The sequence below is a fragment of the Streptococcus sp. Marseille-Q5986 genome, assembly GCF_946902915.1.
GTDB lineage: Bacteria > Bacillota > Bacilli > Lactobacillales > Streptococcaceae > Streptococcus.
In genome coordinates this window covers 1-15,505 of the sequence record NZ_CAMPPY010000007.1, presented here as the reverse complement: position 1 = coordinate 15,505, position 15,505 = coordinate 1, and the positions used below count along the sequence as shown (strand labels likewise).

Here is a 15,505-nt window from a genome sequence, read left to right as displayed (position 1 = left end):
ATCATTAAAGGAGGCGAAAATGGCTCAAGATATAAAAAATGAAGAAGTAGAAGAAGTTCAAGAAGAGGAAGTTGTGGAAACAGCTGAAGAAACAACTCCTGAAAAATCTGAGTTGGACTTGGCAAATGAACGTGCAGATGAGTTCGAAAACAAATACCTTCGCGCTCATGCAGAAATGCAAAATATCCAACGCCGTGCCAATGAAGAGCGCCAAAACTTGCAACGTTATCGTAGCCAAGACTTGGCAAAAGCAATTCTCCCTTCTTTGGATAACCTTGAACGTGCACTCGCAGTTGAAGGTTTGACAGACGATGTCAAAAAAGGATTGGAGATGGTACAAAAGAGCTTGGTACATGCCTTGAAAGAAGAAGGGATCGAAGAAATCGCAGCTGATGGTGAATTTGACCATAACTATCATATGACCATTCAAACTCTCCCAGCAGACGATGACCACCCAGCAGATACCATCGCCCAAGTCTTTCAAAAAGGCTACAAACTCCATGACCGCATTCTACGCCCAGCAATGGTAGTAGTGTATAACTAAGATACAAAGCCCGTAGAAAGCTCACAGTAAAAATAGGAGATTGACGAAGTGTTCGATGAACACAAGAAAATCTATCTTTTTTACCCAGAGCTTAGGGCGTGTTCGATTAGGCAATTCTGACGGTTGCAACATACATAATAGAAAGCTTGTCCGAAACGACACTAAACTATGAAAGAAAGATAAAAAGCAAGCCAGAGGCTTGCAAGGAAGATATTGCCCGCCGTAGTGAAAGTTTCAGTAGCTTTTGCTACTGAAACAGGGGATTTTTGAGACAATAGGCTCAAAAATAAGTGATGAAATTCCGAAGGGAGTTGCTAACGTCCCCACCACTTAAGGGAAATATCAAAAATCAAAATTAGAATTAAAATAACAAGGAGAAAAACACATGTCTAAAATTATCGGTATTGACTTAGGTACAACAAACTCAGCAGTTGCAGTTCTTGAGGGAACTGAAAGCAAAATCATCGCAAACCCAGAAGGAAACCGTACAACTCCATCTGTAGTATCATTCAAAAACGGCGAAATCATCGTTGGCGATGCTGCGAAACGTCAAGCAGTTACAAACCCAGATACAGTGATCTCTATCAAATCTAAGATGGGGACTTCTGAAAAAGTTTCTGCAAATGGTAAAGAATACACTCCACAAGAAATCTCAGCTATGATTCTTCAATACTTGAAAGGTTACGCTGAAGATTATCTTGGTGAAAAAGTAACCAAAGCAGTTATCACAGTTCCAGCTTACTTCAACGATGCTCAACGTCAAGCAACTAAAGACGCTGGAAAAATCGCTGGTCTTGAAGTAGAACGTATCGTCAACGAACCAACTGCAGCAGCCCTTGCTTACGGTTTGGACAAGACTGACAAAGAAGAAAAAATCTTGGTATTCGACCTTGGTGGTGGTACATTTGACGTATCTATCCTTGAATTGGGTGACGGTGTCTTCGATGTATTGTCAACTGCAGGGGATAACAAACTCGGTGGTGATGACTTTGACCAAAAAATCATCGACCACTTGGTAGCAGAATTCAAGAAAGAAAACGGTATCGACTTGTCTACTGACAAGATGGCAATGCAACGTTTGAAAGATGCAGCTGAAAAAGCTAAGAAAGACCTTTCTGGTGTAACTTCAACACAAATCAGCTTGCCATTTATCACTGCTGGTGAATCTGGACCTCTTCACTTAGAAATGACCTTGACTCGTGCGAAATTTGACGATTTGACTCGTGATCTTGTAGAGCGTACAAAAGTTCCAGTTCGTCGAGCCCTTTCAGATGCAGGTTTGAGCTTGTCAGATATTGACGAAGTTATCCTAGTTGGTGGTTCAACTCGTATCCCAGCCGTTGTTGAAGCTGTTAAGGCTGAAACTGGTAAAGAACCAAACAAATCAGTTAACCCTGATGAAGTTGTTGCTATGGGTGCTGCTATCCAAGGTGGTGTCATCACTGGTGATGTTAAAGACGTTGTCCTTCTTGACGTAACACCATTGTCACTTGGTATCGAAACAATGGGTGGTGTCTTCACAAAACTTATTGATCGCAACACTACTATTCCAACATCTAAATCACAAGTTTTCTCAACTGCAGCAGACAACCAACCAGCCGTTGATATCCACGTTCTTCAAGGTGAACGACCAATGGCAGCAGATAACAAGACTCTTGGACGTTTCCAATTGACTGATATCCCAGCTGCACCTCGTGGAATTCCTCAAATCGAAGTAACATTTGACATCGACAAGAACGGTATCGTATCTGTTAAGGCCAAAGACCTTGGAACTCAAAAAGAACAAACAATTGTCATCCAATCGAACTCCGGTTTGACTGACGAAGAAATCGACCGCATGATGAAAGATGCAGAAGCTAACGCTGAAGCAGATAAGAAACGTAAAGAAGAAGTTGACCTTCGTAACGAAGTAGACCAAGCAATCTTTGCGACTGAAAAGACAATCAAGGAAACTGAAGGTAAAGGCTTCGATACAGAACGCGATGCTGCACAATCAGCTCTTGATGAATTGAAAGCTGCTCAAGAAGCTAACAATCTTGAAGATATGAAAGCTAAACTTGAAGCTCTTAACGAAAAAGCTCAAGCTCTTGCAGTTAAAATGTACGAACAAGCTGCAGCAGCCCAACAAGCTCAAGCAGGAGCAGAAGGCTCACAAGCAACAGGAAACGCAGGCGATGACGTCGTAGACGGAGAGTTTACTGAGAAATAAGATGCAAAGCCCGTTAAAACCTCACAGTGAAAATAGGAAATCTGACGCAGAAACTTTAGCTTCTAGGAAGATTTGTCTTTTTCACCAAGAGGTTAGGGCGTGCTCGATTAAGCCTAATTCGTCAAGAATGACTAATCACTAAAGTGATTGTCCTTCTACGGCAATCGCTATGGCGACTGACCTAAATGCCTTACTAGTTCAAAAAAGTATAATCGACTTTGTTTTTGAACGTCGTAATGATAGTAAGAAATCCAGAGGTTGCAAACCAGCCTCTGTTTTTCGATAAAATAGAGGGTGTAGCTTATGAAAAAAGTACTTTGTGTCATTTATCCTAATTTTTCTCTTTATGAGATAGCCTCTTTAACAAGTACTTTAGCTCTGTCTTTTGACATCACGATTGATTATGCAGCTTCAGATCATTCGATGGTGGTCTCTGAGGATGGTTTGTCCTGTTAACCGACGAAAACATTGGATCAAGTACGTATAGAAGAGTATTCTTGTGTGATTTTGCCAGGAATGGTAAATATAGTTCCTGCTCTACAAGATGAGAAATTGATCTCGTTTTTGAGAAGTCTTAATGAGCAAGATATCCTAATTGCAGCCATTTCTTCAGCGCCTCTTTTATTGGCGAAAGCAGGCTTGTTGAACGACACGAAATTTACAGGTGGAATTTGGCAAAACTTCTTTGACTATTTTGAATTTCTTCCACGTGAGAATTTCCAACCCAAAGTGGTTGTGCAAGATAAAAATATCATTACGGCTATAGGCTTTGCACATCAAGAGTTTGCAAGAAAAGTGATTCTAAATTTAGGGTTGGCAGAGAATACGGACAACTATTTTAAAGAACAAAACGAGTACACAGAGGAGGATTTGATATTTACTCTATCAGATGAAGAGTTTGATGAAGTGAAACATACCCTCTAATGATTTACTTATAAATTATAGAAAGGAACAAGGGTGTTCGCAACTGAACACGGGTTCTAAATTTTTGACATAATAGACATAATATGAAAGAAAGGAATTGAACTCGCTCTAAATTCTCGGAAAAAAGATAAATCTGTCTAGGAGCATCGCTCCTGCGTCAGATTTCCTATTTTTCAGTCGAATTTTACGGTCTTGGTATCTTAAATGAACAATACTGAATTTTATGATCGTCTGGGGGTGTCAAAAAACGCTTCTGCAGACGAAATCAAAAAGGCTTATCGTAAGCTTTCCAAAAAATACCACCCAGATATCAACAAGGAACCTGGAGCTGAGGAAAAGTACAAGGAAGTTCAAGAAGCCTATGAGACTTTAAGTGACGACCAAAAACGTGCTGCCTATGACCAATACGGTGCTGCTGGTGCCAACAGTGACTTTGGCGGTGCTGGTGGTTTCGGCGGTTTCAACGGAGCAGGTGGCTTCGGTGGTTTTGAGGATATTTTCTCAAGTTTCTTTGGCGGAGGCGGTGCTTCGCGCAATCCAAACGCCCCTCGTCAAGGTGATGACCTCCAGTATCGTGTGAATTTGACCTTTGAAGAAGCTATCTTCGGAACAGAAAAAGAAGTTAAGTACAACCGTGAAGCAAGCTGTCGTACATGTAATGGATCTGGTACTAAGCCAGGGACAAGTCCAGTCACTTGTGGACGCTGTCATGGTGCTGGTGTTATTAACGTCGATACGCAGACTCCTCTTGGTATGATGCGCCGCCAAGTAACCTGTGATGTCTGTCATGGTCGCGGAAAAGAAATCAAAGATCCATGTACAACTTGTCACGGTACAGGTCATGAAAAACAAGCTCATAGCGTACATGTGAAGATTCCTGCTGGTGTGGAAACAGGCCAACAAATCCGCCTAGCTGGTCAAGGTGAAGCAGGCTTTAACGGCGGACCTTATGGTGACTTGTATGTGGTGGTTTCAGTAGAAGTTAGTGATAAGTTTGAACGTGAAGGAACCACTATCTTCTACAATCTGAACCTCAACTTTGTCCAAGCAGCTCTTGGTGATACGGTTGATATTCCAACTGTTCATGGTGATGTTGAATTGGTTATCCCAGAGGGCACTCAGACTGGCAAGAAATTCCGCCTACGTGGTAAGGGAGCGCCGAGCCTTCGTGGTGGTGCAGTTGGTGACCAATACGTTACAGTTAATGTCGTAACACCGACAGGTTTGAACGACCGTCAAAAAGCAGCCTTGAAAGAATTCGCAGCTGCAGGTGATTTAAAAGTCAATCCAAAGAAAAAAGGTTTCTTTGACCATATAAAAGATGCCTTTGATGGAGAATAAACAAAAAGAGCCGAGTGGCTCTTTTTGTTTATAGATTTTTTAAGACTTTCCTAAGTAATGACGGACGGTAGCGACCTTCTTTGAAGTTCTATACCTAAACTTTGAGCCTAGGTCTCAAAGTTTCCGGACACCTGAAACCAAGCTGTTTCAGCTGTTTTCATTACGGTGGAAAGTCTGGGAAAGTATTCGATTTAGTTATGAAACGGTGAATAATACTCTTCAAAAATCTCTTCAAACTACGTCAGCGTCGGCTTGTCGTATATCTGTGACTGACTTCGTCAGTCTTATCTACAACCTCAAAACAGTGTTTTGAGCAACCTGCGGCTAGTTTCCTAGTTTGCTCTTTGATTTTTATTGAGTATGAGTTGCCTAAATTATGATGTATAGTTGATGGGATATAACTTGTTTACGTTTTCAAAAAGAGCCGTCGGGCTCTTTTACTTATCTTCAGTTTCCTGCATTTCTTTTATCACAGCTAGTCTGGTCTGGATATCTTTTTCTAAGACTTTAAATTTGTAAGTTAGGTCTTCTTGGTATTCTTTGGTGAGTTCTTTTTGTTGGTTGATGATTTGCAGGCTATTTTGGATAATATCCACATCGTCCTTGATAGCTTGAACGCGGTCAGTGGTATTCAAGACTTCATCTGTGATGGTTTGGCGATTTTTTGTGATCAGATAACTTCCGGCTGCAGCTCCTGCAAATAGCAGTAAATTGGATAATTTCATGGCAACTCCTTAGGCGTTTTTGATGGTTTCAGCGACTTGAGCGAGTTTGTCAAAGTCTGGTTCGTGGGCGATAAAATCAATCTTGAGGTCATCGTCGGCACTGTAGCGAGGCACGAGATGAACGTGAGTATGAAAAACTGTTTGACCTGCGATTTCTTCACAGTTGGCAATGATATTCATGCCGGCAGCCTTGGTAGCTTTCGTGACTTTTTGAGCAATTGTTGGCACTTGGGCAAAGAGTTGGCTGGCGCTAGTAGCGTCCATTTCCAAAAGATTGCGATAGTGCTCTTTTGGTACGACCAAGGTGTGCCCAGGCGTTACTTGAGAGATATCAAGAAAGGCAAGAACCTGCTCATCTTCATATACTTTTGATGCAGGAATTTCCCCTGCGATGATTTTACAAAAAATGCAATCTGACATAAAATCTACCTCTACTGTATTGAATTTTGATATAATATAGCTACATTATACCAGATTTGGAGAAAATATGTTAGAAATTAAAAACCTGACAGGTGGCTATGTTCATGTCCCTGTCTTGAAAGATGTGTCCTTTACTGTTGAAAGTGGGCAGTTGGTCGGTTTGATTGGTCTCAATGGCGCTGGTAAATCGACGACAATCAATGAGATTATTGGTCTGTTGACACCTTATAGTGGCTCCATCAATATCAATGGCTTGACCCTGCAAGAAGATGCGACAAGTTACCGCAAGCAGATTGGCTACATTCCAGAAACGCCCAGCCTGTATGAGGAGTTAACCCTCAGAGAGCATATCGAAACGGTTGCCATGGCTTATGGTATTGAGCAAAAGGTCGCTTTTGATCGAGTAGAGCCCTTGTTAAAAATGTTCCGTCTGGATCAAAAATTGGATTGGTTTCCAGTTCATTTCTCTAAAGGGATGAAGCAGAAGGTCATGATTATCTGTGCTTTTGTGGTGGATCCGAGTCTCTTCATCGTGGATGAGCCTTTTCTTGGTCTTGATCCGCTGGCTATTGCAGACTTGATTCAGCTTTTGGAAGTGGAAAAGCAAAAGGGCAAGTCCATTCTCATGAGTACTCACGTGTTGGACTCGGCGGAGAAGATGTGTGATGCCTTTGTCATTCTCCACAAGGGTGAGGTGCATGCTAAGGGAAATCTCCTGCAACTGCGCGAAGCCTTTGACATGCCTGAGGCTAGTTTGAATGATATTTACTTGGCTCTGACCAAAGAGGAGGAACTATGAAAGACTTGTTTTTAAAGAGAAAGCAGGCTTTTCGTAAGGAGTGTGTCGGTTATCTACGCTATGTTCTCAATGACCACTTTATTTTGTTCCTGCTTGTCCTGTTGGGCTTTCTAGCCTACCAGTACAGTCAACTCTTACAACATTTTCCTGAAAATCATTGGCCTATCCTTTTGTTTGTAGGGATTACTTCTATTTTACTTTTGCTTTGGGGTGGAATTGCCACCTATATGGAGGCTCCTGATAAGCTCTTTCTTTTGGTTGGCGAAGAAAAAATCAAACTCCATCTCAAGCGTCAAACTGGCATTTCCCTAGTTTTTTGGCTTTTTGTTCAGACTCTTTTCTTGCTGTTATTTGCGCCCTTATTTTTAGCCATGGGCTATGGTTTTCCAGTCTTTCTCATCTATGTACTCCTATTGGGGGGAGGGAAATATCTGCTCTTTCGTCAAAAGGCTAGCAAATTTTTCACGGAAACTAGACTGGACTGGGACTATGTCATTTCCCAAGAAAGCAAGCGCAAGCAAGTCTTGCTTCGTTTCTTTGCTCTCTTTACCCAGGTCAAGGGAATTTCGAACAGCGTCAAGCGTCGTGCCTATCTGGACTTTATCCTAAAGGCTGTTCAGAAGGTGCCTGGAAAGATTTGGCAAAATCTCTATCTGCGTTCTTATCTGCGAAATGGAGATCTTTTTGCTCTCAGTCTTCGTCTTCTCTTGCTTTCTTTGTTGGCGCAGGTCTTTATCGAGAAAGCTTGGATTGCGACAGCAGTGGTAGTCCTGTTTAACTACCTCTTACTCTTCCAGTTACTAGCCCTCTATCACGCCTTTGACTACCAGTATTTGACCCAACTCTTTCCACTGGACAAGGGGCAAAAGGAAAAAGGCTTGCAGGCTGTAGTCCGAGGATTGACCAGTTTGGTCTTAGTAGTGGAATTAGTCGTCGGTCTTGTGACCTTCCAAGAAAAACTGGCCCTTCTAGCCTTGCTGGGTGCTGGTTTGGTTTTACAAGTCTTGTACCTGCCTTATCAGGTGAAACGTCAGATGCAGGAATAAAACGTACTTATATGACACTAAAAAGAAGTTGAGTTCAGTCTCTCTCAGCTTCTTTTTAGTTTCTACAGGATAATGGTTGGTCCGTAGAGACTTATACTCTTCGAAAATCTCTTCAAACCACGTTAGCGTCGCCTTACCGTACTCAAGTACAGCTTGCGGCTAGCTTCCTAGTTTGCTCTTTGATTTTCATTGAGTATTAACTTGGTCTTGACTTGGTCAAAGTGGAAGCGGTCATAGGCCCGCCAAGCGGCGCGAGTAGGAGCATCTGGATTGAGAGCGCTGAGTCCCAAGAGAAGACTGGAAGTCTGGTAAAATTTTTCCAGTTCAATCAAGAATCGATTATCCACTGTCTCAGCCTTGGCTAGAAAGCCAAGAATAGAGTTTAATTGCTCCTGAAAGCGGATGTCGTCAGCTGTTGCCTGTTTGCATGCTTGGTAGGCTTGGTTTAAGTCCGTAATCAAAGTCTGAGCTCTTTCGATGGGGTCTGTATCTGTCATGATGATTCCTCCTCTAATCTGGGTGCCAGTCTTACTTCTAGCAATTGTATTTTGATACTGTCAGTCTATCACTTTTTTGGCTTTTTTTAGCCTCAAATCTTTAATTGTCATTGAAATGTCTTGAATTGCGCTGAGTGAATTTTATGATAAAATAGTTGTAAGCTTATCATGATGTTGTAGAAAAATAATCCTTTTAGGAGCTTTCAAAGACTGTTTAGGATTGGGTGTGCTTGTGCTAGAACTTTTCTGTTATTCTTTTCTTAGGAGGAGAATCCAATGAAACATATGATTATTCAGACACAGAAAACCGTCTATAAAGTAAACGTCGACGATATCTACTATATCCAAACACATCCAACTAAAGCCCATACCGTACAGATTGTTACAGAAGAAGCTAGTTTTAATATGGTTCAAAATTTAAGTAATCTTGAGAACCAATATGGGGAAACCTTGATGAGATGTCATAGAAATCGTTTGGTCAATCTTGATAAATTAAAATCGATTGATTTTAAAGAAAGAATCCTTTTTCTTGGAGAAGAAGGTCAATACGCTGTCAAGTATGCCAGACGTCGTTATAGAGAAATTCGTCAAAAATGGTTGAAAGAAGGAGAGTAAGAAGATGAGAATATTTGTTTTAGAAGATGATTTTTCCCAACAGACTAGGATTGAAACGACGATTGAGAAACTCTTGAAAGAACATCATATCATTCCGAGTTCTTTTGAAGTTTTTGGCAAGCCAGACCAACTGCTGGCAGAGGTGCATGAGAAGGGAGCACATCAGCTATTCTTTTTGGACATTGAGATTCGAAATGAGGAGATGAAGGGGCTGGAAGTGGCTAGAAAGATTCGGGATCGAGACCCCTATGCCCTGATTGTCTTTGTGACGACTCACTCGGAGTTTATGCCCCTGTCCTTTCGCTACCAAGTGTCTGCTCTAGACTATATTGATAAGGCCCTTTCGGCAGAGGAGTTTGAATCTCGTATCGAGACAGCCCTCCTCTATGCCAATGGTCAAGACAGTAAAAGTCTAGCTGAAGATTGCTTTTATTTTAAATCAAAATTTGCTCAATTCCAGTATCCCTTTAAAGAGGTTTACTATCTCGAAACGTCTCCCAGCCCCCATCATGTCATTCTCTATAGCGAGACAGATAGACTGGAATTTACAGCGAGTTTGGAGGAGATTCTCAAGCAGGAACCTCGTCTCTTGCAGAGTCATCGCTCTTTTCTCATCAATCCAGCTAATGTGGTGCGTTTGGATAAGAAAGAAAAACTCCTTTTCTTTCCCAATGGTGGAAGCTGTCTGATCGCGCGTTATAAGGTCAGGGAAGTGTCTGAAGCTATCAATAACTTGCACTGAGTGAGGTGATGGAATGGAATTAGTTTGGAAGATAGTATATGCGTTTTTGATATCTGGATTGGAATTGTTTATATTTTTTAAGGTGGATGGAATTGTTCTAACTCTGGAGAGAGTTTTTAAGGCCTTTCTTTTTAAGATACTTTTGGCAGTTGTTTTTGTAACAATTAGCTATATAGTAGGAAATAATTACCTATCTTATTTTGTGGAACCCTTGTACGGCATAGGCTTGTCTTTCTTACTGTTAAGAGGACTTCCTAAAAAACTCCTTTTCTTTTATGGTCTCTTTCCAATGATATTGGTGAATCTCTTTTATAGAGGTATTTCTTATTTTGTGCTTCCATTTTTGGGGCAAGGGCATGTGTATGATGACCGCTCTTTTATTTGGTTATGTATAAAAATTTTCATTTGCTTTATTTCTCTAGCCTTTTTGAAATGGTTAGACTATGATTTTACTAGTTTGAGAAAGGAGATTCTCGATAAAGATTTTCAAAAGTCCCTGACTAGGATTAACTGGATAATGGGGGCTTACTATCTAGTGATGCAAAGTCTGTCTTATTTTGAATATGTACAAGGTATACAATCAACGACTGTTCGCCATCTCATCCTAGTGTTTTACTTGCTCTTTTTTATGGGGATTATCAAGAAGCTAGATACCTATTTGAAGGAAAAACTTCAGGAGAAACTGAACCAAGAGCAGACCTTGCGCTACAGAGATATGGAACGCTATAGTCGGCATATAGAGGAACTTTACAAGGAAGTACGGAGTTTTCGGCATGATTATAGCAACCTCTTGACTAGTTTACGTCTGGGCATTGAAGAGGAGGATATGGAGCAGATAAAAGAGGTCTATGGCTCCGTCTTAAAGGATTCCAGTCAGAAATTGCAGGACAATAAATATGACCTTGGACGATTGGTGAATGTTCGGGACCGTGCCCTCAAGAGTCTCCTAGCTGGAAAATTTATAAAAGCTAGAGAAAAGAAGATTGTCTTTAATGTCGAAGTACCTGAGGAGATTCAAGTTGAGGGGATGAGCCTGCTTGATTTTCTGACTATTGTGTCTATCCTTTGTGACAATGCTATTGAAGCCAGCGCAGAGGCTAGTCAACCTCATGTTTCAATCGCCTTTATAAAAAATGGAGCACAGGAGACCTTCATCATTGAAAACTCCATCAAAGAAGAGGGCATAGATGTTTTTAAAATCTTCTCTTTTGGAGTTAGTTCTAAAGGGGAGAACCGAGGGGTTGGTCTCTATACTGTTATGAAGATTGTGGAAAGTTATCCCAATGCCAGTCTCAATACCGCCTGTCAAGATCAAGTCTTTCGTCAGGTTTTAACAATGATATCAATTGAATGATAACAAATAATAGAATCATTGAAAAATCAAACACTAGAATAAATATATTAAAACCTTACAATAAAACTTATAATATGAATGTTTCGAAAAGATTGGTTGTGTATTTATGATTTTTAAGGTTCTTTTCTACCATTTATTAAGTCAATAAAGGTTTTAAGAAGAAATGAGACTAGACAGTAGCCATCCTGAGGTTACTGTCTTATTTTTTACAACAAAATAGGCTTCATAATATCTATAGGAGATTTACCCACTACAAATATTATAGAGCCAAGTTTTTTATCCAATACCACTTTGTATGATTACATTTGTTGATAATTTCTAGACCTATTGGCTTGGTTTGATAAATTAGATGTTAATATATTCAATATTGAATCTAACCACCATCCTCCACCTGTAATTTGGTTGAGTTCAGTAGTTGTTAGTTCTTGAAATGAAGTTAGGTTTTGATTCTTATCCATGTTATGATTCTCCTTTTTGATAAGATAATAAATAGTTATAGAGTGTTATCTGAAAATTAATCAGAATGGGTTAAAATTTTATCTTTGAAATAATCAAAATATGTTTTCTTTGCAGTTACACTAGTGACGCGACCTTGTAAGCCATATTGGATGAGTTTACTATCCTCGTTAGATAGTTTTGCAAGAGCGGTTAATTTAAAGAGATTTCCTTGCTCTGTTCTGGTAGGAGTTTGATCAATTGTCTGAAGTTGGCCGATGATGGTAATGCCGTGATTTCCAATCTTCTCCAGTTTTAATCTTACAGTTTGTCCTTTATCTAGTAGAGGTAGATAGTCAGAAGATACGTAGTAAGTGATTAGTACTTCTCTTGTATCTGTGATGACAGGGAATATTTGAGCAATTTCTGTACCAGTTGGAATTCTATTTTTACCTTCAAATTCACTATTTAGACGAATTATACCTTTGCTTGGAGCGGTTAAGGTATTGTTTTCTAAGCGCTGTGTCGCTTGATCTAGTTGTACTTTTAATTCTGTTAATTGATTCTCCACGGTTAGTTGTTGCTGAGAAGCTGTCTGTAAAAACTGAGTGCGGAGTACTTCAATTTTAGTTTCTAAACTATTATCATAAGTTGCTACACTTCCGATACCAGCTTGCTGAATTTTGAGGCTTGCGATAGATGATTCAAGACCTGCAATGCTTTGATTAATTTGAGATAAAAATGGCTCCTCTACAGTTTCTTGTGTTTGTCCTTGTGATGCTACCAGATAACGATTCAAAATTGACTGGTGTGGATTGCCAGTTGGTAAGCGAGCCCTTTTATTTACGATAGCATCTCTCAGCTCCTGGTATTCTCCAATTTGTTGTTGAACTTTTGTGATTTCTTGTTCAATAGCTGATGAATTGCTATTGGCAAGATTGGCTTGATTTGAAGCTTCAGTGTTAGTCTTTGTGATACCCAGTTCAATATCATGAGTTTGTTTAGTAAAATTCATAAAGGTATTATGGTAGCCAAACTCATCCTCACCAGAAAAAAGATCAGTCGCTTTTTCTAAACTTTGTTTCAAAATTCCAAGTCCTTCTTTTTGCTTCTCAAGTCTTTGTAATTGAGTTTCTAAGGCAGTTTTCTGACTTTCTTCCATTGTTTCAGAGTATTTGATGAGTAAGTCCCCTTTTTCAACTACTTGATTTGCCACTAAATGATTAGTTAAGATAGTATTATCACTGGTTGACTGAATGGATGCAATGACACTTGTAGGGGTGATTTCTCCTTGTGACGTAACGGTAATTTCTTTTGTGGCAACAAGGGAGAAAATTAAGATGAAAGTAAACAGTAATGAAAGAGGTATAATTAATACTGTCGCATAGTTATGGTAACGTCTCTGATAAAACTCGACGCTTCTAAAAAGATTAGGATTCATGACATTCTCCTTATTTATTGAACAGATGATGGTAGAAGCCTTGCGCCTGCATTAACTCTTGGTGACTACCAACTTCAATGATTTTCCCTTGGTCAAGAACAATGACACGGTTGGTTCGTTCGGCTATACTGAGACGATGGGCTACAAAGAGAATGGTTTTATCAGTTAGGGACATAAGATTATCTATAACTTTTTTCTCAGTCAAGACATCAAGACCGCTAGTAGCTTCATCTAGTATTAAAACAGGAGCTTTAGTTAAAAGAGCACGAGCGAGGGCTATTCGTTGCTTTTGTCCTCCTGACAGACCAGCTCCATCAGAGAGCTGAGTTTGATAGCCCATAGGCATTCTTTCAATGTCTTGACGGATTTCAGCTAATTCACAAGCTCTTAGAATATCTTCTTGGCTAATCATATGATTACCACCCAAGGTTAAATTTTCCAATATAGCTCCATTAAAGATATAGGCTTGTTGGGGTAGGTAATTAATATGACGGCGCAAGACCTTTTTATCAATGTTTTTAATATCCTGATGATTGATGGAAATATGTCCTTTGTAGGGTTCAAAGAAATTAACAATCATTTTGGCTAAAGTTGTTTTACCAGAACCACTAACTCCAACTAGGCTAACCTTATCTCCTTGTTTAATCGTGAGATTAATATCTGTTAAGGTATCTCGTCCAAAACCATACTTATAAGAAAGGTCATCAAATTCAATATCGCCCATCAAAAAATGTGAATGAACAGGGTTTTCTTGAACTTGAAATTCAGATTCGACTAGATAGACTTCGTTCAAACGGTTATTAGCGACCTTCGCAGATTGGAGTTTGGTTTGGAGGTTGATAATATTTTCCATAGGAGTTGTAAAGTAAGAAAGAAGTGTGTTAAAGGTAATCAGCTGACCGATAGAAATTTTACTCGACATGACTAATTGAGCGCCAAACCATAGGATAAGGATATTCAGAACTAATTTTGTTCCCTGCTTTAAACTCGTTTGTAAAATAGAATACTTACTGAGCTTAAAGGATTTTTCCAAATAATCTACAAATTCGCTGTCTATATTTTGATAGCGATTTTCTTCACTTGTGAGTGACTTGATGGTTTCAATCCCATTGATATCTTCGATAATGGCGGAACTAACCATAGAATTACTTTGCATGACATCATGGTTCATTTTTTCAAAAGGCTTCATAAAAGAAAAGATGATGAACATGTATATAGGAATGGAAATAAGAGAAAGAAGGAAGAGACTAGGGTTTTGTGCCAGTAAGACACCTCCTACAAGAATCAAAATGGAGACATCAAGAAAAAGAGAAAGAATGGTAGAAGCTAAGGCGTCTATAATAGAGTTAGCATCTGTGAACCGTGAAATGATTTCTCCTGTACGACGTGTCGCAAAGAAAGACATAGGAAGTTCAAAAATATGGCGAATATAAGATAAAATCACATCGATACTTAATCTCTGACTCAGAACAGTTAGGAGATAATCTCTGGAGAAGTTCATGACTTGTTGGAGGATATAGGTGATAACCAGACCAACTGAGATGATTCCTAAAGTTGATTTCATCTGATTTGGGATGTATTCATCCAAGATTCCTTGGAGATAATAAGAACCACCTATATTGATAATCGTGACCAATAAGCTTGAGAGGACAATGTAAGCAATGAGAGATTTTTGTTTGAAAATCAGAGGAAGGAAGCTTAGTAGACCATTCTTTTTATCTTTATGGGGTTGATAGCTGGGTTTGGGAGCTAGAAAAATAGCTACTCCAGTCCATTCAGAGAAAAAGCGTTCTTTTGACATTTTGGTGATTTTTACAGAAGGGTCAGGATCACCAATAACCAGATAGTTTTTCTTTGTTTGATAGACAACATAGTAATGTTGGAGTTTTCCTTCTTTGTTAACGTGAACGATAAATGGATAGGGGACATCACTCATGTCAAAGAGCGTTTTATCTGCTTGAACAGGTCTTGTTTCAAAGCCCATTTCATCAGCGGCTTTTACAATGCCAAGAGCAGTCGTCCCTTCTTTATTGGTCTTTGCAAGTTCTCTCAAGTGAGCTAGAGAAAAATCTGAACCATAGAATTTAGCAATCGAGGCTAAGGCAGCGACACCACAGTCTCTCGCATCTATTTGAGGAACAAATGTACGTTTATAAGAAGTCATTGGCAATTCCTTTCATATAGTGGATAGGTATATTATGCCATAAAACTAAGTTCATATTTTATGAAATCTTGAATAGTCATTAAAACTTCCTGAATGGTAAAAAAGTGATTAGAAATTATTTTTTTTAAACATTTAGAGGTGGCTTGAAATAAAAAAGCTAATTCAAGACGTTTCGATGACAATTCAAGATTTGGATGAAAAAAATTAAAAAATAATGATATACTAAACTTGTCAAAGTTGCAACAAGAC

At 39.4% G+C, this 15,505-nt stretch carries 15 protein-coding genes and 1 pseudogene; 9 read left to right on the top strand and 7 right to left on the bottom strand.

Going from position 1 to position 15,505, the window contains the following annotated elements; genetic code table 11:
• Positions 1 to 19 precede the first annotated feature (19 nt).
• The 4 genes and pseudogenes from grpE (at position 20) to dnaJ (ending at position 5,018) form a co-directional block, all read left to right on the top strand.
• Complete coding sequence (grpE, locus tag OVN21_RS08610; protein ID WP_267248085.1) at positions 20 to 544, top strand: nucleotide exchange factor GrpE; 525 nt, start codon at positions 20 to 22, stop codon at positions 542 to 544.
• Between the two features lie 385 nt (positions 545 to 929).
• Complete coding sequence (gene dnaK / locus OVN21_RS08605) at positions 930 to 2,753, top strand: molecular chaperone DnaK (RefSeq protein WP_267248084.1); 1,824 nt, start codon at positions 930 to 932, stop codon at positions 2,751 to 2,753.
• 303 nt (positions 2,754 to 3,056) lie between these two features.
• A pseudogene (locus tag OVN21_RS08600) lies at positions 3,057 to 3,677 on the top strand (DJ-1/PfpI family protein).
• A gap of 204 nt (positions 3,678 to 3,881) precedes the next feature.
• Positions 3,882 to 5,018, top strand: coding sequence for a molecular chaperone DnaJ (gene dnaJ, locus OVN21_RS08595; protein ID WP_267248083.1), 1,137 nt, complete (start codon positions 3,882 to 3,884; stop codon positions 5,016 to 5,018).
• Between the two features lie 437 nt (positions 5,019 to 5,455).
• Here dnaJ and OVN21_RS08590 read toward each other — a convergent pair whose 3' ends face one another.
• On the bottom strand, positions 5,456 to 5,743 hold the full coding sequence (locus tag OVN21_RS08590; protein ID WP_267248082.1) for a hypothetical protein: 288 nt from the start codon (positions 5,741 to 5,743) through the stop codon (positions 5,456 to 5,458).
• 9 nt (positions 5,744 to 5,752) lie between these two features.
• The gene (locus tag OVN21_RS08585) at positions 5,753 to 6,163 is read right to left on the bottom strand and encodes an HIT family protein (RefSeq protein WP_267248081.1); all 411 of its coding nucleotides are present in this window, start codon (positions 6,161 to 6,163) and stop codon (positions 5,753 to 5,755) included.
• A gap of 67 nt (positions 6,164 to 6,230) precedes the next feature.
• On the opposite strand from OVN21_RS08585, the gene OVN21_RS08580 reads away from it, so the two are divergent.
• Positions 6,231 to 6,962, top strand: coding sequence for an ABC transporter ATP-binding protein (locus OVN21_RS08580; protein WP_267248080.1), 732 nt, complete (start codon positions 6,231 to 6,233; stop codon positions 6,960 to 6,962).
• Complete coding sequence (locus OVN21_RS08575) at positions 6,959 to 8,008, top strand: ABC transporter permease (protein WP_267248079.1); 1,050 nt, start codon at positions 6,959 to 6,961, stop codon at positions 8,006 to 8,008. The genes OVN21_RS08580 and OVN21_RS08575 overlap by 4 nt, the downstream gene beginning before the upstream one ends.
• Positions 8,009 to 8,175: 167 nt before the next feature.
• Here the strand turns inward: OVN21_RS08575 and OVN21_RS08570 are convergent, their stop codons facing one another.
• On the bottom strand, positions 8,176 to 8,505 hold the full coding sequence (locus OVN21_RS08570; protein WP_267248078.1) for a helicase BlpT: 330 nt from the start codon (positions 8,503 to 8,505) through the stop codon (positions 8,176 to 8,178).
• A gap of 276 nt (positions 8,506 to 8,781) precedes the next feature.
• Between OVN21_RS08570 and OVN21_RS08565 the strand changes: the two genes are divergently transcribed.
• Genes OVN21_RS08565 through OVN21_RS08555 form a run of 3 tightly spaced genes read left to right on the top strand, consistent with a single transcriptional unit; the run spans position 8,782 to position 11,216 of the window.
• On the top strand, positions 8,782 to 9,120 hold the full coding sequence (locus tag OVN21_RS08565; protein WP_267248077.1) for a LytTR family DNA-binding domain-containing protein: 339 nt from the start codon (positions 8,782 to 8,784) through the stop codon (positions 9,118 to 9,120).
• 4 nt (positions 9,121 to 9,124) lie between these two features.
• Positions 9,125 to 9,862 (top strand): response regulator transcription factor, encoded by a 738-nt coding sequence (locus OVN21_RS08560; protein ID WP_267248076.1) that lies wholly within the window; start codon positions 9,125 to 9,127, stop codon positions 9,860 to 9,862.
• Positions 9,863 to 9,875: 13 nt separating this feature from the next.
• Entirely contained in the window at positions 9,876 to 11,216 is a 1,341-nt protein-coding gene (locus tag OVN21_RS08555; protein WP_267248075.1) for a sensor histidine kinase, read from the top strand.
• 299 nt (positions 11,217 to 11,515) lie between these two features.
• Here OVN21_RS08555 and blpC read toward each other — a convergent pair whose 3' ends face one another.
• The 4 genes from blpC to OVN21_RS08535 form a co-directional block, all read right to left on the bottom strand.
• Positions 11,516 to 11,674 (bottom strand): quorum-sensing system pheromone BlpC, encoded by a 159-nt coding sequence (blpC, locus tag OVN21_RS08550; protein WP_267248074.1) that lies wholly within the window; start codon positions 11,672 to 11,674, stop codon positions 11,516 to 11,518.
• A 56-nt stretch (positions 11,675 to 11,730) separates the two neighbouring features.
• The gene (locus OVN21_RS08545) at positions 11,731 to 13,092 is read right to left on the bottom strand and encodes a bacteriocin secretion accessory protein (RefSeq protein WP_267248073.1); all 1,362 of its coding nucleotides are present in this window, start codon (positions 13,090 to 13,092) and stop codon (positions 11,731 to 11,733) included.
• A gap of 10 nt (positions 13,093 to 13,102) precedes the next feature.
• Positions 13,103 to 15,256 carry a peptide cleavage/export ABC transporter BlpA gene (blpA, locus tag OVN21_RS08540; RefSeq protein WP_267248072.1) on the bottom strand — a complete coding sequence of 718 codons (2,154 nt, stop codon included), beginning with the start codon at positions 15,254 to 15,256 and terminating at the stop codon, positions 13,103 to 13,105.
• A gap of 32 nt (positions 15,257 to 15,288) precedes the next feature.
• Positions 15,289 to 15,505: hypothetical protein (locus OVN21_RS08535; RefSeq protein WP_267248071.1), on the bottom strand; the 217-nt coding region annotated here is incomplete at its 5' end.